The sequence below is a fragment of the Enterobacter sp. BIDMC93 genome (assembly GCF_001037805.1).
Lineage (GTDB): Bacteria > Pseudomonadota > Gammaproteobacteria > Enterobacterales > Enterobacteriaceae > Enterobacter > Enterobacter hormaechei_C.
In genome coordinates this window covers 2,745,492-2,772,363 of record NZ_KQ089962.1, presented here as the reverse complement: position 1 = coordinate 2,772,363, position 26,872 = coordinate 2,745,492, and the positions used below count along the sequence as shown (strand labels likewise).

General features: G+C 57.8%; 24 protein-coding genes and 1 pseudogene. 12 read left to right on the top strand and 13 right to left on the bottom strand.

What is annotated here, in order from left to right:
* The first annotated feature begins 128 nt into the window (after window positions 1-128).
* A pseudogene (locus tag SK58_RS12980) lies at window positions 129-784 on the top strand (LysR substrate-binding domain-containing protein).
* On the opposite strand, the gene SK58_RS12975 reads toward SK58_RS12980, so the two are convergent.
* Window positions 775-1,659, bottom strand: a complete 885-nt coding sequence (locus SK58_RS12975) for a LysR substrate-binding domain-containing protein (protein ID WP_045616480.1) — start codon at window positions 1,657-1,659, stop codon at window positions 775-777. The pseudogene SK58_RS12980 and the gene SK58_RS12975 sit on opposite strands and share 10 nt — an antisense overlap.
* A 111-nt stretch (window positions 1,660-1,770) precedes the next feature.
* On the opposite strand from SK58_RS12975, the gene SK58_RS12970 reads away from it, so the two are divergent.
* From SK58_RS12970 to SK58_RS12960, 3 genes are all read left to right on the top strand, one after another.
* Entirely contained in the window at window positions 1,771-3,252 is a 1,482-nt protein-coding gene (locus SK58_RS12970) for a UbiD family decarboxylase (protein WP_045334891.1), read from the top strand.
* A gap of 130 nt (window positions 3,253-3,382) precedes the next feature.
* Window positions 3,383-3,670: a VF530 family protein gene (locus SK58_RS12965; protein ID WP_000123965.1), complete on the top strand. Its 288-nt coding sequence runs from the start codon at window positions 3,383-3,385 to the stop codon at window positions 3,668-3,670.
* Between the two features lie 7 nt (window positions 3,671-3,677).
* On the top strand, window positions 3,678-4,967 hold the full coding sequence (locus SK58_RS12960; RefSeq protein ID WP_045142147.1) for a glycoside hydrolase family 10-like protein: 1,290 nt from the start codon (window positions 3,678-3,680) through the stop codon (window positions 4,965-4,967).
* A gap of 38 nt (window positions 4,968-5,005) precedes the next feature.
* Here SK58_RS12960 and dsbG read toward each other — a convergent pair whose 3' ends face one another.
* From dsbG to SK58_RS12905, 11 genes are all read right to left on the bottom strand, one after another.
* Window positions 5,006-5,782: a thiol:disulfide interchange protein DsbG gene (gene dsbG, locus SK58_RS12955; protein WP_015570501.1), complete on the bottom strand. Its 777-nt coding sequence runs from the start codon at window positions 5,780-5,782 to the stop codon at window positions 5,006-5,008.
* 41 nt (window positions 5,783-5,823) lie between these two features.
* A complete protein-coding gene (locus SK58_RS12950) occupies window positions 5,824-6,381 on the bottom strand; it encodes an RNA polymerase sigma factor (protein ID WP_023296645.1) in 558 nt (185 codons plus the stop codon).
* 5 nt (window positions 6,382-6,386) lie between these two features.
* Window positions 6,387-6,800, bottom strand: coding sequence for a hypothetical protein (locus SK58_RS12945; RefSeq protein ID WP_015570500.1), 414 nt, complete (start codon window positions 6,798-6,800; stop codon window positions 6,387-6,389).
* A gap of 189 nt (window positions 6,801-6,989) precedes the next feature.
* Complete coding sequence (locus SK58_RS12940) at window positions 6,990-8,540, bottom strand: methyl-accepting chemotaxis protein (RefSeq protein ID WP_048220029.1); 1,551 nt, start codon at window positions 8,538-8,540, stop codon at window positions 6,990-6,992.
* Between the two features lie 95 nt (window positions 8,541-8,635).
* On the bottom strand, window positions 8,636-9,652 hold the full coding sequence (locus SK58_RS12935) for a LacI family DNA-binding transcriptional regulator (RefSeq protein ID WP_048220028.1): 1,017 nt from the start codon (window positions 9,650-9,652) through the stop codon (window positions 8,636-8,638).
* 28 nt (window positions 9,653-9,680) lie between these two features.
* Complete coding sequence (locus SK58_RS12930) at window positions 9,681-11,087, bottom strand: sucrose-6-phosphate hydrolase (RefSeq protein WP_048220026.1); 1,407 nt, start codon at window positions 11,085-11,087, stop codon at window positions 9,681-9,683.
* Window positions 11,087-12,457: a sucrose-specific PTS transporter subunit IIBC gene (locus tag SK58_RS12925; protein WP_017382323.1), complete on the bottom strand. Its 1,371-nt coding sequence runs from the start codon at window positions 12,455-12,457 to the stop codon at window positions 11,087-11,089. The genes SK58_RS12930 and SK58_RS12925 overlap by 1 nt, the downstream gene beginning before the upstream one ends.
* A gap of 66 nt (window positions 12,458-12,523) precedes the next feature.
* Complete coding sequence (locus tag SK58_RS12920; RefSeq protein ID WP_023303760.1) at window positions 12,524-14,041, bottom strand: carbohydrate porin; 1,518 nt, start codon at window positions 14,039-14,041, stop codon at window positions 12,524-12,526.
* Between the two features lie 171 nt (window positions 14,042-14,212).
* Entirely contained in the window at window positions 14,213-15,109 is an 897-nt protein-coding gene (locus SK58_RS12915) for an aminoimidazole riboside kinase (RefSeq protein ID WP_023303761.1), read from the bottom strand.
* Window positions 15,110-15,197: 88 nt separating this feature from the next.
* Entirely contained in the window at window positions 15,198-16,409 is a 1,212-nt protein-coding gene (locus SK58_RS12910; RefSeq protein WP_023303762.1) for a diguanylate phosphodiesterase, read from the bottom strand.
* 87 nt (window positions 16,410-16,496) lie between these two features.
* Window positions 16,497-17,972, bottom strand: coding sequence for an alpha/beta hydrolase (locus tag SK58_RS12905; protein WP_048220024.1), 1,476 nt, complete (start codon window positions 17,970-17,972; stop codon window positions 16,497-16,499).
* 267 nt (window positions 17,973-18,239) lie between these two features.
* Between SK58_RS12905 and SK58_RS12900 the strand changes: the two genes are divergently transcribed.
* The 7 genes from SK58_RS12900 to SK58_RS12870 are packed head-to-tail and all read left to right on the top strand — an operon-like array spanning window position 18,240 to window position 25,068.
* Window positions 18,240-19,094: a MurR/RpiR family transcriptional regulator gene (locus SK58_RS12900; protein ID WP_015570496.1), complete on the top strand. Its 855-nt coding sequence runs from the start codon at window positions 18,240-18,242 to the stop codon at window positions 19,092-19,094.
* Between the two features lie 12 nt (window positions 19,095-19,106).
* Complete coding sequence (gene ddpX / locus SK58_RS12895; RefSeq protein WP_015570495.1) at window positions 19,107-19,679, top strand: D-alanyl-D-alanine dipeptidase; 573 nt, start codon at window positions 19,107-19,109, stop codon at window positions 19,677-19,679.
* Window positions 19,680-19,694: 15 nt separating this feature from the next.
* Window positions 19,695-21,227 carry an ABC transporter substrate-binding protein gene (locus SK58_RS12890; RefSeq protein ID WP_015570494.1) on the top strand — a complete coding sequence of 511 codons (1,533 nt, stop codon included), beginning with the start codon at window positions 19,695-19,697 and terminating at the stop codon, window positions 21,225-21,227.
* A 23-nt stretch (window positions 21,228-21,250) separates the two neighbouring features.
* Entirely contained in the window at window positions 21,251-22,273 is a 1,023-nt protein-coding gene (locus SK58_RS12885) for an ABC transporter permease (RefSeq protein ID WP_015570493.1), read from the top strand.
* On the top strand, window positions 22,270-23,166 hold the full coding sequence (ddpC, locus tag SK58_RS12880) for a D,D-dipeptide ABC transporter permease (protein WP_006810694.1): 897 nt from the start codon (window positions 22,270-22,272) through the stop codon (window positions 23,164-23,166). Before SK58_RS12885 ends, ddpC begins: the two co-directional genes overlap by 4 nt.
* Entirely contained in the window at window positions 23,163-24,149 is a 987-nt protein-coding gene (locus tag SK58_RS12875; protein ID WP_015570492.1) for an ABC transporter ATP-binding protein, read from the top strand. Before ddpC ends, SK58_RS12875 begins: the two co-directional genes overlap by 4 nt.
* Window positions 24,142-25,068, top strand: coding sequence for an oligopeptide/dipeptide ABC transporter ATP-binding protein (locus SK58_RS12870; RefSeq protein ID WP_015570491.1), 927 nt, complete (start codon window positions 24,142-24,144; stop codon window positions 25,066-25,068). The genes SK58_RS12875 and SK58_RS12870 overlap by 8 nt, the downstream gene beginning before the upstream one ends.
* Here SK58_RS12870 and SK58_RS12865 read toward each other — a convergent pair.
* Window positions 25,065-25,814, bottom strand: a complete 750-nt coding sequence (locus SK58_RS12865; RefSeq protein WP_048220022.1) for an SDR family oxidoreductase — start codon at window positions 25,812-25,814, stop codon at window positions 25,065-25,067. The two genes, SK58_RS12870 and SK58_RS12865, sit on opposite strands and share 4 nt — an antisense overlap.
* 137 nt (window positions 25,815-25,951) lie before the next feature.
* Between SK58_RS12865 and SK58_RS12860 the strand changes: the two genes are divergently transcribed.
* Window positions 25,952-26,857, top strand: a complete 906-nt coding sequence (locus SK58_RS12860; RefSeq protein ID WP_048220020.1) for a LysR family transcriptional regulator — start codon at window positions 25,952-25,954, stop codon at window positions 26,855-26,857.
* The last annotated feature ends 15 nt before the right edge of the window (window positions 26,858-26,872 follow it).

Below are 26,872 nucleotides of genomic sequence, written 5' to 3'. Positions count from 1 at the left end.
AAGCTATGACGCACAATAAGATGCCCTCCTCCGATATGGATATGGACCTGATCCTGACGCTGGATGCGTTACTCAGGGATCAGAATATCACCCATGCCGCCGCGCGGCTGGGCATCAGCCAGCCGGCGATGCTTGAACCCACCACGTTCAACGCGCATAACAGCACCCGCACCTTTGTGATTGCCCTGCACGAGAACCCGGCGCTGATGCTGGGGGCAGAGTTGCAGAATCAGATTAGCAGCGCAGCACCAGGCATCCGCCTGCGTTTTCGCTCCCGGAAACCCCGCTGCTGCCAGCGCAGATGGAAAATGGCGATGTGGATATTTATGTCGGCGTTAACGCGGGGGCGCACGATGCATGGGTCAGACGCAAGCTGTTTGACGATGAATATGCCACCGCCCAGCGTAAAGGCCATCCGCGCGGTACGGGGCCGATGGATCTGGAAAGCTATTGCAGCCTTTCCCACCTGGTGGTTTCATCCGAGGGCGACCCGTTCGCGGGCTTTGTCGATCAGCATCTGGCGGGGCTTGGCCACCAGCGTAACGTGGTGATGTCGACGCAAAGCTATGCGATGGCGCCTGCGATTGTTGCCGGTACCGATTTGCTCTGCACCCTACCCAGACGCATGTTGCTACGGTTCACGCAAACGCTTGATATTTTTCCGCCGCCGCTGGATCTCCCGCCGATCGTCATCGGTATGTACTGGCACCCGAAAAACAGCCAGGATCCGGCTAACCGCTGGCTACGTGAACAGCTTCTTCAGGCCGCCGGACGTCAGGTGTGATCGAGGATACTCATCAATTTTTTCAGTACCTCAGAGCGAATAATCCGGTGGCAAACCAGCGTCAGCTCGCTCTCCCGGAGTCGGTCAAGAATATCCACAAAGACGACGTTTTGTACACATATCGCCTTCGCTGAGGCGGGCAGCATGGCGATGCCAAACCCTGCCGAGACGAGGCTTATCACCGTGGGGACATCGGTGGCATTTTGCACAACGTCAGGCTGTATGCCCGCGCTGTGGCAGGCATCGTAGAAATATTGCTCCAGCCCCATCCCCTCCGGGTCGCGCAGGGCGATCCACTTCTCCTCTTTCACCGACGCAAGCGTCAGCGCGGCGGAGCCCGCCAGGCTGTGTTGACGAGGTAAGGCCAGCACGGCCTTTTCCGTTGTAAATGGACGGCTTTGTAGATCGTCAGGCAATAGCGGTAACGGGGCACGAATAATGGCCACATCCAGCTGGTTGCTTTGCACGCCGGTATAAAGGGTTTGCACGTTACCCGTGATCATGGAAAGGCTGATGGCGGGCCATTTCTCATGTAAAAGCCGCAGCGCGGCGGGTAGCTTACTGTCGAATATCGCACTTGAAACACATCCGAGATTCAGCACGCCCTGTTCCCCTCTGGCCGTCTGTCTGGCATCCAGAATCGCCTGATCGGTCATTAAAATCGCGACTCTGGCTTTACTGAGAAATGCCTCACCGGCTGGCGTCAGCGTCAGGCGACGATTCGCCCGGCTAAAGAGCAAGACCCCAAGACGATCTTCAAGCGTTTTTATCTGCTGGCTCAGCGCTGGCTGCGCCATGTTAAGGCGCTCCGCCGCCCGATGCATGTGAAGCTCTTCCGCCACCACGATAAAATTGCGCATCAGTCGAAACTGCATACCATGTCTTTATTATTGATAATAAAATTCATATTAAAATAGCATAAATGATGCAATTGATAGCCCTCTTCGTCCGGTTAAGAATGGAAGCCTTCATCCGAGGAGGGAAATATGAAAAACCACATCAACGATCTCAGAAGTGCTATCGAACTGCTCAAACGCCATGAAGGTCAATACCTTGAAACCAGCCATCCTGTCGATCCTGACGCGGAGCTGGCGGGTGTGTACCGGCATATTGGTGCTGGCGGCACGGTAAAACGTCCGACGCGCATTGGCCCGGCGATGATGTTTAACGCTATTAAGGGATATCCCGACTCCCGTATTCTGGTCGGAATGCACGCCAGCCGCGAGCGGGCGGCGCTCCTGTTGGGCTGCGAGCCCTCTGAACTGGCAAAACATGTCGGCCAGGCCGTGAAAAACCCGATTGCTCCCGTTGTGGTTCCGGCGGCACAGGCGCCGTGTCAGGAACAGGTGTTTTATGCCGACGATCCGGACTTCGATCTGCGTAAATTGCTTCCGGCACCGACCAACACGCCGATAGATGCCGGTCCGTTCTTCTGTCTGGGGCTGGTGCTGGCAAGCGATCCGGAAGATGCCTCACTGACCGATGTCACTATTCACCGTCTCTGCGTGCAGGAGCGCGATGAGCTCTCCATGTTCCTTGCCGCAGGCCGCCATATTGAAGTGTTCCGTAAGAAAGCCGAGGAGGCGGGCAAACCGTTGCCGGTCACGATCAATATGGGTCTCGATCCCGCTATCTATATTGGCGCCTGTTTCGAAGCCCCTACCACGCCCTTCGGCTACAACGAGTTGGGGGTCGCCGGCGCGTTACGTCAGACCCCCGTAGAGCTGGTGCAGGGTGTGGCCGTAAATGAAAAAGCGATAGCGCGTGCGGAAATTATCATCGAAGGCGAACTGCTGCCGGGCGTGCGTGTAGAAGAAGATCAGCATACCCACACCGGGCACGCGATGCCGGAATTTCCCGGCTACTGCGGGGAGGCTAACCCCTCCTTACCGGTAATCAAAGTGAAGGCCGTCACGATGCGTCATCAGGCGATCCTGCAAACCCTGGTAGGACCGGGCGAGGAGCACACCACGCTGGCCGGTTTGCCAACGGAGGCCAGCATCCGTAATGCGGTGGAAGAAGCCATCCCCGGTTTTCTGCAAAACGTCTATGCGCATACCGCTGGCGGCGGCAAGTTTCTTGGCGTATTGCAGGTGAAAAAACGCCAGCCCTCTGACGAAGGGCGTCAGGGTCAGGCGGCACTCATCGCGTTAGCCACCTATTCCGAGCTTAAAAACATTATTCTCGTCGACGAAGATGTGGATATTTTCGACAGCGACGACATCCTGTGGGCGATGACCACCCGTATGCAGGGCGATGTCAGCATCACCCATCTGCCGGGGATCCGCGGACACCAGCTCGATCCGTCTCAGACGCCGGACTACAGCCCCTCCATTCGTGGCAACGGGATCACCTGCAAAACGATTTTCGACTGTACGGTGCCCTGGGCGCTGAAGTCCCGCTTTGAGCGTGCGCCCTTTATGGAGGTAGACCCGACGCCGTGGGCGCCTGAACTGTTTAAAAAATAGCGTTAACCGGAAAATCTTCTTCACCCTTCACGGGTGAAGAACCTCACGCTGAAATTGCCGCGTCCCCTGCTTTCTTGTAACCTTTGAGCGTTTATCACATCCCCATAAAAAATGAGACTACCGGACGCCTATGACAGCACATATTTCCAACGATCCTTTGCATGGCGTCACCCTCGAAATGCAGGTAAACGCGCTGGTTGCGCGATATGGCTGGAATGAACTGGGCAACCGAATCAAAATCAACTGTTTTCGCAAGGACCCGAGTGTTAAATCGAGTCTGAAGTTCCTGCGCCGCACCCCATGGGCGCGGGCGGAAGTTGAAGCCCTCTACCTCGACTCTCTTCACGATGACGGTAACGGGGAACAGGACGAACCGGCGTTTAATCCCTGGACGGATAGCCGGACACCCAGGAGCTAACACGCAAATGATGCGACACGTAAAACGGACTGGCGCGCTGCTTGGCTGCGCGCTTTTACTGGTAAGTTGCACTTCCAAACCACCCAAATCACTCGTTACCCCGCTGCCGCAGGCGAAACCTCTACAGCAGACTAACGAACCCATGCGCGGGATCTGGCTGGCGACCGTCTCCCGTCTCGACTGGCCTCCCGTGTCATCGGTGAATGGCCGTAGCGCGGACCAGCGTATCGCCCAGCAACAGCGGGCGCTGACGGACAAGCTCGATAAGCTGAAAAAACTTGGGATCAACACCGTCTTCTTTCAGGTAAAACCGGACAGTACGGCGCTGTGGGCCTCTAAAATACTGCCCTGGTCAGATACCCTGACGGGGACTATCGGGGAAGATCCCGGTTACGATCCGCTTCAGTTTATGCTGGATGAAGCGCACAAGCGCGGGATGAAGGTTCATGCCTGGTTTAACCCGTACCGCGTTTCCACCAACACGAAGCCGTCGACCATCGCCGCGCTTAATCGCACCTCGTCGCTTCATCCTTCCAGCGTGTACGTCCAGCATCCGGAGTGGATCCGCACCTCGGGGGATCGTTTTGTTCTCGACCCGGGCATTCCCGACGTGCGGGACTGGATAACCCAGGTGGTGATGGAAGTGGTAAATCACTACCCTGTCGACGGCGTTCAGTTCGATGACTATTTTTACACCGAGACGCCGGGGTCCACCCTGAATGATGCCTGGACCTTCAGGCGCTATGGCGAAGGATTTGCGTCAAAAGCGGACTGGCGTCGACACAATACGCAGCAGTTGATTGTGCAGGTTTCAAGGGCGATCAAGCAGGCTAAACCTGAGATCGAATTTGGCGTTAGCCCGGCGGGGGTCTGGCGCAATCGCTCCTTCGACCCGGCAGGCTCGGACACGCGCGGTGCCGCAGCCTATGATGAATCCTACGCTGACACGCGCAAATGGGTACAGCAGGGTTTACTGGATTACATTGCGCCGCAGATCTACTGGCCCTTCGCCCGCGACGCGGCACGTTACGATGTGCTGACAAAATGGTGGGCTGACGTGGTGAAACCGACCCATACCCGCCTGTATATCGGGATCGCGTTCTACAAAGTGGGCGCGCCTTCCAGAAACGAACCGGACTGGACGGTGAACGGCGGCGTACCGGAGCTGAAAAAACAGCTCGACCTCAACGATTCACTGCCAGACGTTAAGGGCACCATCCTGTTCCGTGAAGACTATCTTAACCAGCCGCAGACGCAGGAGGCGGTAAATTACCTCCGGGGACGCTGGGGTAATTGACTGAAAAAAGGCAGAAACGTTCTGTTTCTGCCTTTCTTTTACGGCTTCGGCCCGAACATCGCCTCAAGCTGTTTTGCGTCTGGCATACCCACGACCTGTTGCAGTTCGTTTTGCTCATTCAGGTAATAAATAGCCGGTGTGGCATTCGCGCCGAGACTGTCCATTAGCGTCTGGTGATTTTGCAGGATCTCAACGGTTTCCCGGGAAGCCGCAGCTTCAGGTTTCGGCAGCTTTTTCCCGCCGGACAGCTCGTACGTTTTCCAGGCCGACACCGGATCTTTCGCATTCAGGATCGCGGAGGCGTTACGCCCGCTGTTCGGGTTAAGAAATGCAACCAGCAGCGTATTGAGCTGAACCTTGCCAGCCTTCACCCACGGCTGCGCTTCAGCCCAGAACTGCTTGCAGTACGGGCAGAACGGGTCGGCAAAGACGAAGACTTTGCGCGGGGCACTCTCCGCGCCCTCTTTCAGGGGATGCGCCGCATTGAGCTTTTTCCACATCTCGCGGCCCATCGGGGCGTAGATCTCTTTCTGGAAAAAGGCCTCGCTGAGGTTGGTTCCCTTCTCATCATACAGATAGCCAGACACGACGTGCTTTCCGTCAGGGGTCAGAAAGAGCGTCACGCCCATGTCCTGATATTTCCCCAGCCACGCTGGCGCGCCGCCGGGGGCGTCAATTTTCTTGATGATTTTGATGTCCTGCTGTTCACTGAAGTGCTTCACCACATCCGGAAGCGACTCCTCTGCCCTGACCAGCCCTGAAACCATCAGAGCAGAGAGTAACAGCACCTTTTTCTTTGCTAACCGTTGAAGCATAACGACCCCTCTAAGATATTGTTTTTCAGAGTGGTCGAAGTTTATTGTCCTGTCAACGCTTCATAAATATCCTTGAGGCGACTACGCAAAAATCGCACGGCTTTGTGTTTGCGGGATAATAACGCCTGCACACTGTCGCCTGTTTCCTCTGCCAGCATCTTCATGCTGTAGCCCTCAAATTCCGTTTTTTCAAACACCTCGCGCTGAGGTGGCGGCAGTTCCGACAGGGCTTGCCCCAACTCCTCCCATAGCAGCATGTTGAGATACTCCTCCTCCGGCGTTTGCGGTACGCCGAATAACGTTTCTGCAATCTCCTGCTCAGGAAAGTCTTCGTCATCTGCTGTCAGGTACCCCGGCAGTGAAACCTCGTGCTTTTTTCGCGCCCGGTCGATCATCTCATTTCGTGCGGCGCGAAACAGCCAGGCGGCGACGTTCTCGACCGGTTGTTCCACTTTCATCAACTGCCAGGTCACTTCCTGAAGAATATCATCGACATCATCACGAACCGCAGTCCGTCCGCGAATGAAGGCTTTTAGCCGCGCGCGGCAGGCATTGAGTGCCGAGATCAGTAATGATTCCCCCGCCTCACCGGCTTTCATATCGCTCACTCGGCTTCCGGCGCTTTCGCACCGTTATCATCTCGCTTTTCATCCCGGCCATCGTGCCACCGGCAATGACCGTGGCGCCCAAATCCCGCCCGACGCTGCTGAATGAAGGCCTCACGTTGTTCGGGGCTCATATTCATCCATTGTTCGTGCATACGGCGGTGCGCACCGAACATACCAGGACGGAAACCCAGCCCACCGAAAAGAATGCGGCTCAGCAGCAGGATCCCCAGCGCCTGCCAGAAGCCAATGGCTTTAACCCCCAGGATGGCCGGGAGCAACGCGTTCCACAGGGACATGACCAGCAGGCCAAGCACCACGAACAGGACTGCGCCAATCACGATGCCCTTACCCATACGATGGCGGCCCAAACCACGCCCGTGACCTTTTCCGTGCATATCAAAATTTCTCATGTGTACCTCGTTTATGTTGAATGATTATGGTCTCTGATGAGGTAGACGGATGAGGAACAGAAATATTGCCGGGGAAAGATAAAATTTATGTCATAGCGGCTTTGTACGGATAACAGTAATGGCTGAAGGAGATTATGCAGCGGCTACATGCAGACATTAAAAAGGCTCCCTCAGGAGCCTCTCTGAACATCACGCCGTAGCAGGCAGACTAAAGCTCGAGATACTCTGGGACAGCTGCTGCGCCTGCTCCTCCAGCGAGGCCGCGGCGGCGGCGGATTGCTGCACCAGCGCCGCGTTCTGCTGGGTCACACCGTCCATCTCCGTTACGGCCTGCCCAACCTGACCAATCCCGCGGCTCTGCTCTTCTGAGGCAACCGAAATCTGTTCCATCAGCGTATGCACTTTATTAACAGAGCTGATAATAGAATCAATCACCTCTCCCGAACGATTCACCAGTTGTGCACCATTTTTCACGCTGGAAACAGACTGGGCGATAAGGCTTTCGATATCTTTCGCCGCCACCGCGCTTTTTTGTGCCAGGGTGCGCACTTCACTTGCTACCACGGCAAATCCTCGCCCCTGCGCGCCAGCACGCGCCGCTTCAACGGCCGCGTTTAGCGCCAGAATATTAGTCTGGAAAGCAATGCTGTTGATGACGCTGGTGATGTCTTCAATACGCTTCGAATTGGACGCGATAGAATTCATCGTTTCGATGACTTCACGGGTTACCGCTTCACCGGTATGGGCATTTTTCACGGCATCCTGCACCAGCTTACCGGCCTGGAAAACGTTGTCGGTGTTATTCGCCACCGTCGCGCTCAGCTCTTCCATGCTGGCGGCCGTCTGGGTCAGGGCCGAAGCCTGTTGCTCGGTACGGGAGGCCAGGTCGATATTGCCGGAGGCAATTTCCTGCGCCGCATGCGTCACGGTGTGGCTTGCGTCGCGCACCTGAGAAATGGTGGAGAGCAGCGCCTGGCGCATCTGCTCCATCGAGGACATCAGGTGATTGATTTCATTCCCGGAATCACGCTTGATCGGTACCGGTACGTCCAGCTTCCCGGCCGCAATCTGGCGACAGTGCTCGCGCGCCAGGTTCACCGGCGCAAAGACCACGCGTTTCATCAGCAGGCTGACGGCGAAGATCACCACCACGAACAGCACCGCAATGCAGGCGATAATAACCAGACCCGACACGAAATTATGGCTCGCATCCTCGTTCAGCGTTTTGGCGTACTTCTGGTGAACGGAGAGAACCTGATCGAGCACAATTTCATATTGGCGATCGAGTTGAGACACCACGGGAATAAGAGCGTTGAACCGCGACACATCGTGAGCGGCGGCAGCGGCGATGAGAGGCGCCAGTCCCTGGTTACGGTAGTTTTGCCACGCCTCCTGGTAGGCAGTGACCAGCGGGGCTTCGTCCGGCAAACGCGGCGAGGCCATAAACGCCGAAAATGCACTATCGGCTTTGGTCAGCGCCTCTTTAACCGAGGCCAGTTTCGCAGACAGATCGGTAGCGTCCCCCGCTTCCACCATTTTCACATACTCCATAACCCTGACCCGCAGGGTTCGGCTGTGGTTAATGGGATCAATAATGGACAGAACCACCTGAATTTCTTTGTTCACATTATCCAGCGAAGTATTACTTTTAATGATGAGCCCAACGCTGGTGATAGTGCTGGCCACAAAGAAGAAAAGCAGGGAAAACAGGATAATCAGGGATGATTTTTTCAACGACATAACACACCTCAGGGATATAATTTCCCTTTGGTTATCGGCTGAATCCAATCTTTAATTAATTAAAGTTATTGATGTCACCCTAAGACGTTACCCTGTCACTCCACGGACTTGTATCGCCGTTGCAGGGTGGCATCCAGCTTACGCTGGATCGGCTCCGGCGTTTCCCCTTCAATCAGTTTGCCAATCAGATCAAAGCAGTGCCAGGCGAGCTGGCGGTTATCCTGACGAACGGTATCGACAGGAATGGTCAGAGAATCATAGAGATAGTGATCGTCAAAGCTGGCCAGACGCATATCGCTTTGCAGCAGATTATGTTGCCCCATATAGCGCAACACCCCTTCCAGCAGACCGCAGGCGGCGGTAAAAAGGGCTTTTGGCGGGCGGCCCAGGCGTGCGCAAAGCTCGGCAAACATTTCGTAGCCGGAGCTCGGATGGTAATTACCATGAATGATCCACTCCGGACGTAACTCGACGCCAGCGTCACGCAGCCCCTGCTTAAACCCTTCAAGACGGTCACGCGTCGGGGAAAGCCGCGGCTGACCGCCGAGGAAGTAGAACTCATCCGGATGCTGGCGCGCAATGTCGGCCACCAGTGTGGCGGTTGGGGTAATTGAATCGGTGAGAACCAGCGGCAGAGAACTGTCGTTCATATGACGGTCAAAGAGTACAACGGGCAACTGTTCGCTCAGCTTTTGATAGTCCGCGTCGTTGAGCATGCTGGAGGCGACAATCAGCCCGTCCACCTGGCGGGCCACCATGTTATTAACCACCACCGTCTCCTGGCCCGGATTTTCATCGCTACAGGAGATCAGCAGCTGAACACCCGCCTCGCGGCAGAGGGTCTCCAGCTCATGAGAAAAAACGGCAAACCCGTAGTTGGTGATTTCCGGCACCACCAGACCAATGGTGTGGCTGCGGTTGTCCCGCAGCGAACGGGCGTGAATGCTGGGCTGATAATGATGTTCTTTGGCAATCGCCAGCACACGCTCGCGTGTCTCCTCCGCCACCCGAAACTCTTTGCTGCGGCCGTTCAGAACCAGGCTGGCGGTGGCTTTTGATACCCCCGCGAGCTCCGCGATATCTTTAATGGTGACGCGTTTTGTTTTTCTCACAACGACTTAGATCCGGCTGCCAAAACCTCTATTCTATCATGCAGCTGCGCAGCGACCAGTAGCGTAATGTGATATCGGACGCACCTTCGAAGCGTACCTGGGCCGGATGGTCAGGAAAATAGCGGCTGCTCATGACGCCTTCACCGTGATTGATGAAAATTTCGACGCTGGAACAGTCGCACAGCACGCGTAAATGATGAACATTGCCCTGCCAGTAGCGGGTCAGTGTGTCTGTGGTTTTCAGACTGGCGCGTTCCAGACGGATCCCCTCATCATCCACAATCAGCCGCAACGCGCCGGCAAAATCCACGTTCATGCTCGATGCGCTCAGTTCGAACTCAAGACGCGCTCCCGCCAGCACCGGGGCATCGCTGGCGCGTCCCTGCCAGAGATGTTCATCCTCGCGCAGCGTTTCCAGCTCACGGACCGGGGTTTGCCAGAGCTTACCGTCGAGGTAGCGCAGCTCGCGAGGACAGGTCATCTGGTGGATCCAGCCGTGCGCCCGCGTAGGCTGGAGCATCTCTTCGCCGTCCGGCACGCCCATCCAGCCGATGAGGATGCGGCGGCCATCTTCTGCCACCGTGGTTTGCGGCGCGTAAAATTCGAAACCGGCGTCAAGCTCATGCAGCTCGCCGTGCGCAAATGCAGGCGTTTGATAATCAAATGCCCCACGCATCCAGACGGCCGGATAGGTGTTGAGATAGCGATGCGGTTCGCGCGCCAGCCCCTGCGGGCAGCAGATCAAGACGTGTGTGCCATCAAGCTCAAACAGATCCGGGCACTCCCACATATAGCCCGCGTCCGTGAGTCCGTTGACGCCGTGACCGGCGATTTCGCCGCAGGACGCCCAGGTGTGTAAATCGGCTGACGTAAACAGCAGCACCTTGCCGCGCTGCTGTCGATCCTGCGCGCCGAGCACCATGTACCACAGCCCGTCATGCCACCATACTTTCGGATCGCGGACGTGCCCGGTGTACCCGTCCGGCAGGGGCAACACCGGTCCCAGTTTGGCAAACGTGCCATCGTCATTTTGCACCGCCAGACACTGCCAGGCGGTGCGGCCGCCATCGTCAAACTTAACGTTGCCGGTATAGCACAGGGTCAGCACGCCGTTGTTATCCACGGCGCTGCCGGAGTAACAGCCATTGCGGTCATACTCTTCGTCAGGCATCAGCGCCATTGGCTCGTGCTGCCAGTGCACCAGATCTGCTGAGCTCCAGTGCCCCCAACACTTGTAGCGATGATCGCAGCCCAGCGGGTTCCACTGATAAAACAGATGGTAGCGCTCGGCAAACCAGATAAACCCGTTCGGATCGTTCATCAGCCCTGTCACCGGCGCGGGATGCCACTGCGGATAGTGGCTGTCCGCCAGCGCACGCGGCTGGCCTTGCATAACGGCCTGCAACACGGCAGGCCAGCGGGAAGATAAGGTCATTATTCAGAGTCCGTTTTATATTTCAGCAGCAGAGAGACGGTGAACGCCACACCAAAGGCAATCACCATGCCGATAATATAGTTGAGCAGCGAGCTGGCCTGGACAATCGCCATGCCGGGAAGCGCCGTCAGGCCAACGGCGGTCATGTAGACATGCACCGACACCACCCAGGCACCGCCCGCCGCACCACCGATCAGCGCCGCGATAAACGGCTTCACAAAACGCAGGTTGATGCCAAAAATTGCCGCTTCGGTGATGCCCAGCATCGCGGAAAACGCCGACGGTAAGGTAATGGCTTTGATTTTGGCATCGCGGGTTTTGAACCACACCGCCAGACACGCCCCGCCCTGCGCCACGTTCGCCATCGCCCAGATCGGCAGCAGGAAGTTAACGCCAATCGACGGATTACCCAGCAGTCCGGCCTCAATGGCGTGGAAGCTGTGGTGAATGCCGGTAATGACAATCACCGAATAGAGCCCACCAAACAGCAGCCCGGCCAGCCAGCCCGCGTGGGCAATCAGGGTGCTAAGAATGAAGGAGATCCCGTCGCCCAGCGCGCGTCCCGCCGGGCCAATAATCAATAGCGCAATGAAGCCGGAGATAATGACGGTCAGGAACGGCGTCAGGATCAGATCTAACGCATCCGGGATCGCCCGGCGCAGCTGTTTTTCCACAATGCTCATAAACCACACCGCCAGCAGCACCGGGAAGACGGTTCCCTGATAGCCAATCATGGCGATTTCAAGACCGAAGAAGTTCATGGTGTGGAAGCCGGACGCTACGCCCCAGGCGTTGGTCAGCGCCGGATGAGTCAGGATGCCGCCGAGCGTTGCCCCCAGATACGGGTTGCCGCCAAACTCCCGCGCGGCGGTGAAACCAATCAGGATCGGCAGAATAATAAACGCCGCCGAGCTGCACATATCCAGCATGATATAGAGCGCGTTATCCGGATTAACCCAGCCGTAGGTTTTAACCATCCCCAGCAGGCCCATCAGCAGACCCGAGGCCACGATCGCCGGGATAATCGGCACGAAGATGTTGGAGAGCAGACGCGCGATACGCTGGAACGGGTTCAGCTTGCGGGCCGCAATATCCGCCGCTTCCGATTTACTGGACTCGCTAATCTCTGCCGCCTGAATAAACGCGGCGTAAACCTTATTCACCACCCCGGTGCCGAAGATCACCTGCATCTGCCCGGCGTTTCGAAAACAGCCTTTCACGCCTTCAACCTTGCCGATAGCCTGCTGGTCGGCAAGCGCATCATCGACCAGCACCAGACGAAGGCGCGTGGCGCAATGTGCCGCGCTGGCAATGTTCTCTTTGCCACCGAGCAGCGGAATAAGCTCGCGCGCAATATGATTAAAATCCATAGATACCTCTTCCTGACCTCTTTTTATGGTGTTCGAAACGCCCCCGCGATGCGGGAGCGTGAAGGGTTAAAACCAGGTTTCCATCTGCACCCCAAAGTTCCATTCCCCGCCCGCGTTGAAGCCGCTGCTGCCAAAGGCGTCATCGCTGGCGTAGTTATCCAGCTTGCTGCTCCAGTCCATCCAGGTGGCGAACAGGCGCAGCTCCGGACGGCTGAAGAAATCGCCAATTTTGCCCGCCTTTAACGTCGGGGCGAAGGTCAGCTTATAGAAGCTACCGTTAACCGCATTGCGATCCTTGTAGCCTTCCGGGCTTAAATCCATGTACTGATAGCTGCCTTCGAACGCGAGGGCGAAATTCTGGGTCACCTCTTTGATCAGACGCGTATTGAGCGTGACCCACTCATAGCTGTCGCCCTTCACGTAGCGGTCCTTACTGCTTTGCGCCAGCACGGCGGGCGCAATGTGCCAGCCACCGCCCAGCGGCGTGACACCGTAACTTGCAAAACGCCAGGTATCGGCTTCTGACAGCAGCGCGCCGTCTGAACCAATGCTTTTCACCTCGGCGCCCAGACCGTGGCCGTAAAGCAGCGCCGTTTTGGCGGAACCTTCCCGCAGGCCGTAGAAGCTCTCGTTATGCAGACCAACCAGCGCATGTACCCCGTTATTGGCCGCGTCGGTTTTAATCGGATCGCCGTTGCTGTCCTTACGGTCGTCATTATCTTTTGCCCGTAAGCCGCTGACCATCATCTGCACCGGCCCGGCGAAGTGATTCATGCTGAGGATGTAGTTCTGAACGTTGTTGTCGATCTCCTCTTCGCTGCCGAAGTTACGGCCATAAAGGGAGAAGTTACTGCGCAGCGTATCGTTCCACTTCACGTCGTAGACGCCGCCGCCGGTCCCGGCGAGAAACACCACGTCGGAATCCAGCCAGTGAATGTCGAAGTTGTCGCGATCAAAACGCTTACCCGCCCAGAAGGTACTGCCCTTCAGCGCACCGGTAAAGTCCGGCAAATTGCCCAGCTCGGCAAAGGCCTGACGAATGTTCAGGTCGCTGCTGTCTGCCGACCAGTCGTTATAGGTTTTCTGACCGTCGGCCAGCATCGCCTTAAAGCGCGTCGTCGCACCATTCTCCAGGGTCTGTTTGTGCTCAACATTCAGCTCAACGTAGGTATCAGCTTCGTTCCCCAGACGCCCGATGGCCCCGCCCGTTTCCCCGGCGGGCGTCAGATAAGGGCCGCTTTTGCTGCTGGAGGCCGCGTCGTTCATCAGCAGGCCGGAACGGGCGTAACCGTGAAATTCAAAACCGCCTGTCCGGTCGGCTTTTTCTTCCAGCACCGTAGTACGTTGCGCCACCGCCTGTGTGGAGGTCTGCGCTTCCTGCTGCGCAGCCACCAACTGCTGTGTTTTCTGTTCCGCTGCCGTTGCGCGCTTTTCAGCAACCTGCGCGCGGGTTTCCGCCTCCTGCAAACGCTGCTCCAGCGCTGCCAGGCGCGCTTCGATACGTGTCATATCCGTCTGGGCAAAAACAGAGGTACTCCCGGCCAGCATGCCTATCATCACGGCAAGTCTGCGTTTTTTATACATTTTGTCGCATCCCTAATAACTATCGGTGAAAGTGCTAAATTGCTAAACCGGTTTAGGATGATGATACTAAACCGTTGAATTTTGAATCGGCAACGTTTTTTGCTAAACCGTTTTAGTAAGTGTGATCGAGGCGACAATTCAGGCCGCCGACCGGAGGCCTGGAGAGGTGAATTACAGTTCGTGATGATAAGGCAGCGCGGTCATTGCCCCTTTTGCGGTTGTCGCCAGCGCCCCACAGCGCTGCGCCAGCGTGATGACCTCTGAGAGACGGGCCTGGCCATCACGAGCCAGACCGAACAGCAGCCCGGCGACGAAAGCATCCCCCGCGCCGGTGGTATCAATGCATTCCACGGGTGATGCAGGATAGTGCGTCAACGCACCTTTCTGCCAGGCGGTGACGCCCTCTTTTCCCTGCGTCACCAGCACCAGCCTGGCCGGACAGGTGCGCATCAGCGCCGCCAGCCCCTCATGGACCTGCGCATTTCCGGTTAAGAACGCCAGTTCTTCCACCGAGATTTTCACCACATCTGCACAGGCTAATGCCCGCTCAAGACACTGACGCAGCACGACTTCATCGTGCCAGAGATCGGCGCGGATATTGGGGTCAAAGCTGACGAATCCCCCCGCCAGTCTGATAGCGGACATCGCCTGAAACGTCGCGGAACGGCTGGGTTCGGCGCTGAGCGCGATAGAGCAGACGTGCAGCCACTCCCCGGCGCGGAATGGCGGGAGATCGGCAGAGTCGAGGAATAAATCAGCGCTCGGTCGAACCATAAAGGTAAAGGAACGTTCACCGTCGTTATCGAGATCCACCACCACCGTGGAGGTGCGATGCTGCGGGTCCAGGCGCAGCCATTCTGTATTAACCTGCTCATCCGCAAGCGTTTTTTGCATAAAACGCCCGAAGGGGTCGTCGCCCACCCGGCCTATAAAGGCGCTTCTGCCGCCCAGACGCGCAACCCCTACCGCGACATTGGCCGGTGCGCCGCCAGGACATTGCAGCAGTTTGCCCTCTCCGTCGGGCAACAGATCCACCACGGCATCGCCAAGTACCCAGATCGTCTCCATATCACCTTCTTAGCTAAATCATGTTAAACCGGTTTAGCTATTTAAGCACAGGCAGGGTGTCGGGGAAATATGGCGAGGGAAAATTTGCTTAACCCACCCGATGGGGCCAGTGGATATCACCTACGCCATTGAGCTGCGGGCGGGCGAACAAAAAGCCCTGGAAGCGGCGAATACCGGCGGATTCAAGCCAGCACCACTCTTCTATCTTCTCAATGCCTTCTGCGACCAGCGTAATCTCCAGATCGGTGCAGCAGCTGATTATCGACTTCACAATCGCCTGCTTGGGCCCGCTCAGGTGGATATCGCTGACGATCTCTCTGTCGATTTTGAGCTTATCCGGCTGAAACCGGGTGAGCAGTGAAAGACCAGCATAGCCGGAACCAAAATCATCTATCGCCAGCCCAACCCCTTCCGCGCGCAGCTGTTTAATGGCGCTGTTAAACTGGTTGAAGCCAGAGATCATCTCGCTCTCAGTGACTTCAATGATCACCTGCTCTGGCTGTAGATTGTGCTTTTTGATCTGCGTTACCAGGAACTCTACCGCGCCCGGCACGTTAACCAGCGACATTGGCAGCAGGTTCACCGCCAGTTTGTGGCTGCCGATGCCGAGCTTTTGCGCCAGCGCAAAGGTCCAGGCTTTGGTTTGCAGGTCGACTTCGTAAATCTGTTCACGATCGAGACTACGGAAGAAATGCTCCGGGCTGCCGCCGTCGTTTCCGCGTATAAGCGCTTCGAGAGAACTGATTTTGCCTTCGGACGGCTCGACAATGGGTTGCAGCGCAAACTGGCAGGGCTGTCCCGCCAGCAGACCTAACCCTTTACCAAACGGCGCGCGCTCTCGCGAAAGCGTCCATTTATCAGGCTCATAGTCCGAAGCGGGTGGGATAGCGGTTTTGCCGGTGATAAAGGTCTGAATAAATTTGAAGACCCGATCCTCAGAAGTCAGATAGCTTTCCAGCTTGCTGTAATGCAGAACCGACGCCAGAACCGCTTTCGGGGTCTGAACATCCAGGTCAAACAGCAGCATTCCCACGTCTTCGAAACGTCTGCGCGGGCCGTAATCGCGCATCAGCTCCACCACGCCGGTATGCCGGTCATCCGCACGGATGGTGTTAAAAAGCGCGACGACGCTCTGTTCCGTGCCTTCGAGAATTTGCAGAACGTCACGTCCACGGGAGAGAAGAATGCCTGAGATGCCCTGCTCCGTATTACGGATCCTGGCCTGTTCAACCAGCGCGCTTAACGCTGCGGAGGTGCAGGTTAAGCTCAGCTGGCTTCGATAAATAAGAGTTGTCAGCACAGAAACGGGGTCCGGTATGGGGTATACGCCTGAACGGTACTGTTTAACACAGTTCCCCGGTGTGACCTAATCTATTCCACGTTGGGCTTAATTCTCCCCGATACGGCTGTCGATCCGCGTCTGCATATAATCGTAGAACGGATTCGACGTCACGCGCATCAGCGCATCTTTGCCAACGCTCAGAACCGATGTTTCTCCCCACAGGGCTATCGTCCCCAGGCTGATACCGTAGTGGTTTTTCACCTCAGGATGGCGGCCATACAGATCGTCATCAGGCGGGAACGGAATAGCAACATGCGACAGGGAATAAACCTCCTGCGGATACGCGACCGACAGCGGCATCACCGTTTCCCGGGTGCTACCCGCTGGCGTCGTCTTTGCCACCATATCAAACCTGTCGGGGCTGGCATTGGTCACAATTGTGACACTGTAACGCCTTTTTGCCTCGGGCAGCAGGTCAGCCACCGCCGTCCAGGATGATGGCCTGAACAGTGGACGGAAACTCCCGGCCTGGTTGATATCAAAAACTACCAGTTCGCTGCCGTTTGCCGGAAGCTGGTCAAACAGCCCGCTGACCACGGCGCGGGTACTGACCGTTGAATCCATGACCGACTGAAACGCCAGCACCGGCGGAAGCTGCGCCAGTTTGTGATCATGAACATCGCGGTTTATCTGCTCATGCAGCGCCTGGGTAAGCAGCCAGGACTGACGTGCTGCATTCACCGGGAACGAATTGTATTTATAAGGATTATATTCCGGCGAAATATTGAGCCACGCGGCTTTGGCAAACGCCGGTAACATGGCCGGTAGCCCGGCGAATCCGGCAAAGCGCGCAAACGCCGTGACGCCAATCATCGGTGAGAGCAAAACGATCTGCTGAGGTTTACGCAGTTCAGGCGCATCAAGAGCGTCGAGGGCGTATTTCATCGCCAGCGCCCCGCCGTTGGAGTAGCCCACCAGATGCAGGGGGAGATCGTTCCCCGTCAGGCGTGTCGCTTCACGAACCGCAAGGCGCGATGCGGCCAGCCAAGCCTCCCAGTCAACGTCTGTCAGCGCGCCCGGCGCCGTGCCGTGTCCGGGCAAACGAGGCACTACGGCCACAAAGCCGTGCTGTTGATAATTCACAGCCAGATGCCTGACGCTGTAGGGCGAATCCGTCAGACCGTGTAGCAATACCACCGCCCCGCGCGGCTTTCCGGCAGGCATCAGCACGAACGACCGGTTTGCATCCGGGGAAAAGTGTCCTGGCCACACCAGGCTCTGGCGGTAATAACGGTTCAGCGGCGTGCGCTCTGCGGGTGTGACATTCGCCGTCACCTCAGCGTCGAGAGCGGTGAAGATGGCGTTTTCCCGCGCGACATACGCTGCGAAGGTCGCGTTATCCATCTCCTGCACGGACATTTCGTCAGCCCGCCAGGTGTGCCAGTGATGCAAGGCCGGCCCCTGCTGCGAAAGATAAACCCGCACCGCCAGCAGCACGAGCACAATGATCCCGATGACCATCGCTATTTTTTTTGCGAGAGCCATCAGGCGCACGCTGACCCGCCAGGGCAAATTCGCCATGTGAGGCTCCCTCCCTTATCCACAGAGCGTTCATCTTACCAAAAAATGTGAAGAGGCTGACGTATTCACCAAATAGATACCGCTCAGGCCGGACACTGCACCAAAAGTGAACTACGCTGCACAAATGTTGAGCATCTGTTAAACAAATATTGCATTAACTTTGCTGCACAGCGCGTTTTCGCCGCAATGTGAACATGGCACGCGTCCTGCATTGTTAATCCGGTAACAGAAACCCGGCCTTTGACAGCCAGTTAACAGCGAGGCGGTATGACGACCAAACCTGAGGTGTTGAGCCGTATCGAAGCGACCTTTAGCCAGCTCACCCCGAGCGAAAAACGGGTGGCAAGCTGGATGCTGGCGCACGTCGGGCAGATCCCCTTTGAAACGGCAGAGAGCGTGGCGCTGGCCACGGCAACCAGCGGGATCACCGTCGGACGCTTTCTGCGCAAGCTGGGCTATCGCAACCTGGACGACGCCAAAAAAAGCCTGCGCAATCCCCACCAGCCCTGGGGCATTAACGAGCGTCTCGACTCCTGGAAGCAGCAACAGCCGCTGTCGGATCGCCTTCAGCACTCCCTGTCGCTGGAGGTGGACGCCATTGCCCATGTCTACCAGCTGGCGCAAAGCGAAACGTTCAGGCAGGTGGTCCAGCAACTTACCCATGCCGACGCCGTCTTCGTGCTGGGGATCCAGTCCACGCGCGGGATCGCCAATGCGTTCTTCAGCCATCTTGAGTATCTGCGCCCGCGGGTGAGCTATTCCGAAGGGCTCTCCGGTAGCTGGGTGGAGTCGCTTAACTCCGGCTTTTCTAACCCGTATATCGTGCTGACGGATACCCGCGCCTACTCCGCCATTGCCCGCCAGTACTGCCGCGTGGCGAGCGAAAAAGGCCTGGCGATGGCGCTGATCACCGATATCTGGTGCCCGTGGGCGCGGGATTACCCGATTGATTTGCTCCAGGTGAAGACCGATACCGGCCATTTCTGGGATTCGCTGGCACCGGTGAGCTGTCTCTTCAACCTGCTGCTGTCGGGCGTTGTGGAGGCGCTGGGCGATGCGCTGCCGGAACGTCTGGCAATCAACCGACAACTACAGCAAGAGTTTGGTCAATTTGAACGCTAAAGGAGCGGAGCTATGCCTGAAGAGAGTCAACTGATTGATGTGGCGAAAACCTTTCCCACGCTGCATATCGATCTGAAATACGCGACCGCCGATAACATCACTGGCCGCCCGATCTACCAGCACGCCGCGTGCCTGTTGCATACGGATGCCGCCACCGCGCTGGCGAAAGCGATCAGCATCGCCGCGCTGGCCGGTCTGAAGCTGGTGGTTTACGACGCCTACCGCCCCCAGCAGGCGCAGTCGCAACTCTGGGATGCCTGCCCCAATCCGGAATACGTGGTGGATGTCGCAATTGGCTCTAACCACAGCCGGGGCACCGCCATTGACGTCACGCTGATGGATGAACACGACAACGTGCTGGATATGGGCGCCGGGTTTGACGAAATGCACGACCGTTCTCATGCCTGGCACCCTTCCGTTCCGCCCGAGGCGCAGCGAAATCGTCTGCTCCTGAACGCCGTGATGTACGGCGGCGGTTTTGTGGGCATCAGCAGCGAGTGGTGGCATTTCGAACTGCCGAACGCCGCCAGCTACCCGCTGTTAGATGACCAGTTCGCCTGTTATCCGACCACATACTCACTCTAATTCTGGAGCCCGGCCATGAAAACTACGCTGCTTACAACCCTGATTGCCGCTACGCTCGCCCTGAGCGCCCCTCTCGCGCTGGCGGCGGTGCCAAAAGATATGCTGGTGATTGGGAAAGCTGCCGATCCGCAAACGCTGGATCCGGCGGTCACTATCGATAACAACGACTGGACGGTGACCTACCCCTCGTACCAGCGTCTGGTGAAATACAAGCCTGGCACCACGGAGGTGGAAGGCGATCTGTCGACGGGCTGGAAGGCGTCTGACGACCAGAAAGAGTGGACGTTCACCCTGGCAGATAATGCAAAATTTTCGGACGGCACGCCGGTGACCGCCGAAGCGGTCAAGCTGTCGTTTGAACGTCTGCTGAAAATTAATCAGGGACCTTCCGAAGCGTTCCCGAAAGATTTGAAAGTGGACGCGGTGGATGAGCATACGGTGAAATTCACCCTCAGCCAGCCGTTCGCCCCGTTCCTCTACACGCTGGCCAATGACGGCGCGTCGATCGTCAACCCGGCGGTCCTGAAAGCCAATGCCGCCGACGACGCGCGCGGTTTCCTGGCGCAAAACACCGCGGGTTCCGGACCGTTTATGCTGAAAAGCTGGCGGAAAGGTCAGCAGCTGGTGATGGTGCCCAACCCACACTGGCCGGGTGAAAAGCCGCACTTCAAGCGCGTCTCGGTGAAGATTATCGGTGAAAGCGCCTCGCGTCGCCTGCAACTTTCCCGTGGCGATCTGGATATCGCCGACGCCCTGCCGGTGGATCAGCTTGCCGCTCTGAAGCAGGAAGGCAAAGTGGCCGTGGCGGAATACCCGTCCCTGCGGGTGACCTACCTCTATCTGAACAACAGTAAGCCTCCGATGAATCAGGTGGATTTGCGCCGCGCGGTCTCCTGGGCCACCGATTATCAGGGGATGGTGAAAGGCATTCTCAGCGGGAACGGCAAGCAGATGCGCGGCCCGATCCCGGAGGGCATGTGGGGCTTCGATACGAACGCCATGCAGTACAGCTTTGACGAGGCTAAGGCCAAAGCGGCGCTGGAGAAAGTCAACGATAAACCGGCCAGCCTGACGTTCCTCTACTCCGATAACGACCCGAACTGGGAGCCTATCGCCCTCTCCACGCAGGCGAGCCTGGGCAAGCTGGGGATTAACGTCAAGCTCGAGAAACTGGCGAACGCCACCATGCGCGACCGCGTCGGCAAAGGTGATTATGACATTGCGATTGGTAACTGGAGCCCGGACTTCGCTGACCCGTACATGTTCATGAACTACTGGTTCGAATCGGACAAAAAAGGGCTGCCGGGTAACCGCTCATTCTATGAGAACAAAGAGGTCGATGCATTGTTGCAGGCGGCACTGAAAACCACCGATCAGGCGGAACGCACCAAAGATTACCAGCAGGCGCAGAAAGTGGTGATTGACGAGGCGGCTTACGTTTATCTGTTCCAGAAGAACTACCAGCTGGCGATGAACAAAGAGGTCAAAGGCTTCACCTTTAATCCGATGCTTGAGCAGGTCTTTAACATCGCCACCATGAGTAAGTAACGGCCCACGCCGGGGGGAAGTGTATGACGTTCTGGAGCATCGTGCGCCAGCGCTGCTGGGGGTTAATCCTGGTGGTGGCCGGTGTCTGTATTATTACTTTTATTATTTCACACCTGATCCCCGGCGATCCGGCCCGCCTGCTGGCCGGTGACCGCGCCAGCGATGAAATCGTGCAGGGCATCCGCCAGCAGCTGGGGCTGGATCAACCGCTCTATATTCAGTTTGGCCGCTATGTAGAGGCGCTGGCGCACGGCGATCTGGGCACCTCCATTCGCACCGGTCGCCCCGTTGCGGAAGATTTGAAAGCCTTTTTCCCCGCCACGCTGGAACTGGCCTTCTGCTCTTTGCTGCTGGCGCTGGTGATTGGCGTACCGCTGGGCATTTTATCGGCGGTGTACCGTAACCGCTGGCTGGATCACCTGGTGCGACTGATGGCGATGACGGGCATCTCGACGCCTGCCTTCTGGCTGGGACTGGGGGTAATCGTTCTGTTCTACGGGCAACTGCAAATTCTGCCCGGCGGCGGCAGGCTGGACGACTGGCTCGATCCGCCTGCCCAAGTTACCGGCTTTTATCTGCTGGACGCCCTGCTGGAAGGCAACGGGGAGGTGTTTTTCAACGCCCTACAGCACCTGATTCTACCCTCCCTGACCCTGGCCTTTGTGCATCTGGGTATTGTGGCGCGTCAGGTGCGTTCCGCGATGCTGGAGCAGCTGAGCGAGGATTATATTCGTACCGCCCGCGCGAGCGGGTTGCCGGGCTGGTACATCGTGCTGCGCTACGCCTTACCCAACGCCATGATCCCCTCCATTACCGTGCTCGGGCTGGCGCTGGGCGATCTGCTGTATGGGGCAGTCCTTACCGAAACCGTGTTTGCCTGGCCGGGAATGGGAGCCTGGGTGGTGACCTCCATTCAGGCGCTGGACTTCCCTGCCGTCATGGGCTTCGCGGTCGTGGTATCGCTGGCCTATGTCTTCGTCAATCTGGTGGTGGATCTGCTGTATCTGTGGATCGACCCGCGAATCGGGCGCGGAGGTGCCGAATGATGTTAACTCAGGAAACGCCCGTCCCCGTCAGCACCGCCAAACAGCGCATCAACTGGGCAAAGCTGTTCTGGATGTTACGCAAAAGCCCGCTCACGCTGATCGGCGGGGTGATTATGATCGTGATGCTGCTGATGATGGTGGTCTCGCCGTGGATAGTCCCGCACGATCCGAACGCGCTGGATCTGACCGCGCGATTGCAGGCGCCTTCAGCCCAGCACTGGTTTGGCACCGATGAGGTAGGCCGGGATCTGTTCAGTCGCGTGCTGGTGGGCAGCCAGCAGTCCATCACGGCGGGGCTGGCGGTGGTGGTGATTGCGGGCGGCATCGGTTCTCTGCTCGGCTGTTTGTCCGGCGTACTCGGCGGGCGCGGCGACGCCATCATTATGCGTATCATGGACATTATGCTCTCCATCCCCTCGCTGGTGCTGACGATGGCGCTGGCCGCCGCGCTCGGCCCAAGCCTGTTTAACGCAATGCTGGCGATTGCGATTGTACGCATTCCGTTTTACGTGCGGCTGGCACGCGGGCAAACGCTGGTGGTGCGCCAGTTCACCTACGTACAGGCCGCCCGCACCTTTGGCGCATCGCGCTGGCACCTGATCAGCTGGCATATCCTGCGTAACGCCCTGCCGCCGCTGATCGTTCAAGCATCGCTGGATATCGGCAGCGCCATTCTGATGGCCGCCACGCTGGGCTTTATTGGATTAGGCGCGCAGCAACCCACCGCCGAATGGGGCGCGATGGTGGCCGTGGGGCGTAACTACGTGCTTGACCAGTGGTGGTACTGCGCGTTTCCGGGGGCGGCAATTCTGATCACGGCAGTTGGGTTTAATCTGTTTGGCGATGGTCTTCGCGACCTGCTGGATCCCAAATCAGGAGGGAAGCAGTCATGAGTGATTCCGTATTATCAATTGAAGATTTGCACCTGAGCTTCCCCATTTTTCGCGGTGACGTCCACGCGCTCAATCACGTTTCGCTGGAGATTGGCCGGGGTGAAATTGTCGGCGTGGTGGGCGAGTCTGGCTCGGGAAAATCGGTCACTGCAATGCTGGCGATGCGCCTGCTGCCGGAAGGCAGTTACCATGTTCACCATGGCCGGGTCACGCTGCTCGGGGAAGATGTCCTGAATGCGTCGGAAAAACAGCTTCGTCAGTGGCGCGGCGCCAGGGTGGCGATGATTTTTCAGGAACCGATGACGGCGCTCAACCCCACGCGCCGGATTGGCAGGCAGATGGTGGAGGTGATCCGCCAGCATCAGTCGCTTTCCCGTCGCGACGCGCAGCAGAAGGCGATCGCCCTGCTGGGCGAGATGCAAATCCCGGATGCGGCGCAGGTGATGGATCGCTATCCGTTTGAGCTTTCTGGCGGCATGCGCCAGCGGGTGATGATCGCCCTTGCCTTCTCCTGCGAGCCGGAGCTGATCATTGCCGATGAGCCGACCACCGCGCTGGACGTGACCGTTCAGCGTCAGGTGCTGCGTCTGCTGAAACACAAAGCGCGCGCCAGCGGGACGTCGGTGCTGTTTATCAGTCACGATATGGCGGTGGTATCGCAGCTTTGTGACCGGATGTACGTTATGTACGCGGGCAGCGTGATCGAAAGCGGCATCACGCAGACTTTGATCCACCATCCTGTACACCCCTATTCGATTGGCCTGCTGCGGTGTGCCCCGGAAAATGGTGAACCGCGCGAGATCCTTCCGGCCATTCCCGGCACGGTGCCTAACCTCAGCCACCTCCCGCGCGGATGTGCTTTTCGCGAGCGCTGTTTTGCTGCCGGAGCGAAATGCAGCGAAACGCCGCGCTTAATTTCCACGGGCGCAGAAGGCCAGCAGGCTGCCTGCTGGTACCCACAACAGGAGACACGCCATGTCTGAGGTACTGCTGGAACTGGATAGCGTGCATGTGAATTTTCCTGCGCGCAAAAACTGGCTGGGGCGTGTGACGGAGCAGGTACACGCCCTCAACGGCATGGATCTCCGGATCCATCGCGGCGAAACGCTGGGCGTTGTGGGGGAATCTGGTTGCGGAAAGAGCACGCTGGCGCAGCTGCTGATGGGCATGCTCAAACCGAGTACCGGTGCCTGTCAGCGCGCGAATGCGGCAGGTGGTATGCAGATGGTATTTCAGGACCCACTCTCGTCCCTCGATCCGCGTTTACCCGTCTGGCGCATCATCACCGAGCCGGTGTGGATACAGCAACGCCGCAGCGAACGGGAGCGTCGTCAGCTGGCTGAGACGCTGGCGCAGCAGGTGGGCATTCGGGCGGAATATCTTGACCGCCTGCCGCATGCGTTTTCGGGTGGACAGCGCCAGCGCATCGCTATTGCCCGGGCGCTCTCTTCGGATCCGGACATCATCGTGCTGGATGAACCCACCAGCGCGCTGGATATTTCCGTCCAGGCGCAGATCCTCAATTTGCTGGTTGCCCTGCAACAGCAGCGAAATCTGACCTACGTGCTGATCTCGCACAACGTCTCGGTGGTCCGGCACATGAGCGACCGGGTGGCGGTAATGTATCTGGGGCAGATCGTGGAGCTGGGTCCGGCGGACCAGGTGCTGGGCAAGCCACGGCATCCGTATACGCAGCTGCTGCTTGACTCCGTTCCCCGTACCGGAGAACCGCTGGACGAAGATCTGGCATTACGCAAAACCGATCTCCCCGGTAATCGCCGCCTGCCCGATGGCTGCTACTTCCGCGACCGCTGCCCGCTGGCAGCTGAAGGATGCGAACGGCCGCAGCCGCTTCAGCCCGCAGCCGGAGACCGAAGCGTACGCTGCTGGCGTAACCGCTAGATTTGCGCCATCCCGCCATCGACAAACAGCTCCGTGGCGTTTATAAAGCTGGCGGCATCGGACGCCAGAAACGCCACGGCTTTTCCGACTTCGCCCGGCGCGCCCAGGCGACCCAGCGGCACCTGGGCCGCCAGCGCATCGTATAATCCCTGACGCTGTTCTTCGGGAACCAGATCGCCAAGACCGGGCGTTTTCACGGGGCCAGGGCTGACGACGTTGACGCGTATCCCGCGGCCCTGTAAGTCCAGCGCCCAGGAGCGGGCAAAGTTACGCACGGCGGCTTTACTGGCGCTGTAGACGCTAAAATTCGCCGTCCCCTTAATTGAAACCGTCGATCCGGTGAGGATAATGGATGAACCAGAGGAGAGCAGCGGCAGCGCTTTCTGGACGGTAAACAGCACGCCGCGCACGTTGGTGGCAAAAATCCGGTCAAACTGCTCCTCGGTGATGGCGCCCAGCGGCAGCATGTCGCCGCCCCCGGCGTTGGCGAACAGAATATCGAGTTGTCCCTCTTCTTTAGCAATCTGCGCGTAAACCGCATCCAGATCGGCCATTCTGGAGACGTCCGCGCGGATAGCTACCGCCGCGGCGCCAATGTCTGCCCGCGCAGCATCCAGTTCGGCCTGACGACGTCCGGTGATATAGACCTTCGCTCCCTGCGCCACCAGCTCCTGTGCCGTTGCGAGACCAATACCGGTGCTGCCGCCGGTCACCAGAGCGATTTTTCCTGCAAGCGTTGTATTCATACTCATAACCTTCTGTTGTGATGTAAAAGAGGAGCGTTTGCCCGCGTCAGGCAGACTTTAGATCTTGCGGGATTCGTGATAAACGGGCAAAAATGAAAATGAATTTTCACAGCAGGAAATAATCAGAGGAGATCTGTGTGGATCAGCTAATGGCAATGCGCGCCTTTACGCGGGTGGTTGAATCCGGAAGCTTTACCCGAGCGGCAGACTCCCTGAACATGCCGATAGCTACGCTGAGTAAGCTGGTAAAATCACTTGAAGCGCACCTGGAAACACGGCTGCTGCATCGTACTACGCGCCGGGTGGTCACGACGGCAGAAGGCATGGAATACTACGAGAAAGCGCTGCGGGTATTAATTGATATAGAGGACATTGATACCGCCTTTCGCGCATCGTGCTGCACGCCTAAAGGCCATTTGCGTATCGACGTGGGGGGGTCAACCGCCCGGGACGTGTTGATCCCCCTGCTGCCGGATTTTTTTCAGCGCTACCCGGACCTGCGCATCAACCTGGGGGTAGCCGACCGTCCGGTAGACTTAATCAGTGGAAACGTAGACTGCGTGATCCGCGGCGGCCCGCTGGATGACTCTTCGCTTTTCGCCCGGCATATCGGTGACGCCCGGATGATAGCCTGCGCGACGCCGGGCTATCTTAAGACCCACGGCATCCCTGCCTATCCGCAGGAGCTGCGCAACGGCCATAAGCTGATTAGCTACCTTTCCCCCGTTACCGGACGCGCATTCCCGTTTCGGTTTCTCGATCGGGATGAACCGCTGGAGATCAGCGTTCCGCACCATCTTGGAGTCAATGAAAGCAACGCACACCTGGCCGCGGCGCTGGCGGGTTTAGGGATTATTCAGACGTTTGGCTATGCTGCGAGAGCGCATCTGGAAACGGGCGCGCTGGTAGAGATCCTGAGCGACTGGCGTCCTAAGGCGTATCCTTTTCACGTGGTCTATCCACAGAGTCGGCATTTAACACATCGCCTGAGAGTGTTTATTGCGTGGCTTGCCGAGGTCTTCCCTGCGGCGGTGAAAGGTTAGCCGGGCATTTGCCCG

Excerpts from the sequence above, each read along its gene's own strand:
- SK58_RS12965 (WP_000123965.1), top strand. The coding sequence starts at position 3,383 with ATGACAGCACATATTTCCAACGATCCTTTGCATGGCGTCACCCTCGAA.
- SK58_RS12885 (WP_015570493.1), top strand. The coding sequence starts at position 21,251 with ATGACGTTCTGGAGCATCGTGCGCCAGCGCTGCTGGGGGTTAATCCTG.
- SK58_RS12875 (WP_015570492.1), top strand. The coding sequence starts at position 23,163 with ATGAGTGATTCCGTATTATCAATTGAAGATTTGCACCTGAGCTTCCCC.
- SK58_RS12905 (WP_048220024.1), bottom strand. The coding sequence starts at position 17,972 with ATGGCGAATTTGCCCTGGCGGGTCAGCGTGCGCCTGATGGCTCTCGCA.
- SK58_RS12890 (WP_015570494.1), top strand. The coding sequence starts at position 19,695 with ATGAAAACTACGCTGCTTACAACCCTGATTGCCGCTACGCTCGCCCTG.
- SK58_RS12960 (WP_045142147.1), top strand. The coding sequence starts at position 3,678 with ATGATGCGACACGTAAAACGGACTGGCGCGCTGCTTGGCTGCGCGCTT.
- ddpX (WP_015570495.1), top strand. The coding sequence starts at position 19,107 with ATGCCTGAAGAGAGTCAACTGATTGATGTGGCGAAAACCTTTCCCACG.
- SK58_RS12870 (WP_015570491.1), top strand. The coding sequence starts at position 24,142 with ATGTCTGAGGTACTGCTGGAACTGGATAGCGTGCATGTGAATTTTCCT.
- SK58_RS12945 (WP_015570500.1), bottom strand. The coding sequence starts at position 6,800 with ATGAGAAATTTTGATATGCACGGAAAAGGTCACGGGCGTGGTTTGGGC.
- SK58_RS12950 (WP_023296645.1), bottom strand. The coding sequence starts at position 6,381 with ATGAAAGCCGGTGAGGCGGGGGAATCATTACTGATCTCGGCACTCAAT.
- SK58_RS12975 (WP_045616480.1), bottom strand. The coding sequence starts at position 1,659 with ATGCAGTTTCGACTGATGCGCAATTTTATCGTGGTGGCGGAAGAGCTT.
- SK58_RS12970 (WP_045334891.1), top strand. The coding sequence starts at position 1,771 with ATGAAAAACCACATCAACGATCTCAGAAGTGCTATCGAACTGCTCAAA.
- SK58_RS12900 (WP_015570496.1), top strand. The coding sequence starts at position 18,240 with ATGACGACCAAACCTGAGGTGTTGAGCCGTATCGAAGCGACCTTTAGC.
- dsbG (WP_015570501.1), bottom strand. The coding sequence starts at position 5,782 with ATGCTTCAACGGTTAGCAAAGAAAAAGGTGCTGTTACTCTCTGCTCTG.
- SK58_RS12920 (WP_023303760.1), bottom strand. The coding sequence starts at position 14,041 with ATGTATAAAAAACGCAGACTTGCCGTGATGATAGGCATGCTGGCCGGG.
- SK58_RS12915 (WP_023303761.1), bottom strand. The coding sequence starts at position 15,109 with ATGGAGACGATCTGGGTACTTGGCGATGCCGTGGTGGATCTGTTGCCC.
- ddpC (WP_006810694.1), top strand. The coding sequence starts at position 22,270 with ATGATGTTAACTCAGGAAACGCCCGTCCCCGTCAGCACCGCCAAACAG.
- SK58_RS12865 (WP_048220022.1), bottom strand. The coding sequence starts at position 25,814 with ATGAATACAACGCTTGCAGGAAAAATCGCTCTGGTGACCGGCGGCAGC.
- SK58_RS12940 (WP_048220029.1), bottom strand. The coding sequence starts at position 8,540 with ATGTCGTTGAAAAAATCATCCCTGATTATCCTGTTTTCCCTGCTTTTC.
- SK58_RS12925 (WP_017382323.1), bottom strand. The coding sequence starts at position 12,457 with ATGGATTTTAATCATATTGCGCGCGAGCTTATTCCGCTGCTCGGTGGC.
- SK58_RS12930 (WP_048220026.1), bottom strand. The coding sequence starts at position 11,087 with ATGACCTTATCTTCCCGCTGGCCTGCCGTGTTGCAGGCCGTTATGCAA.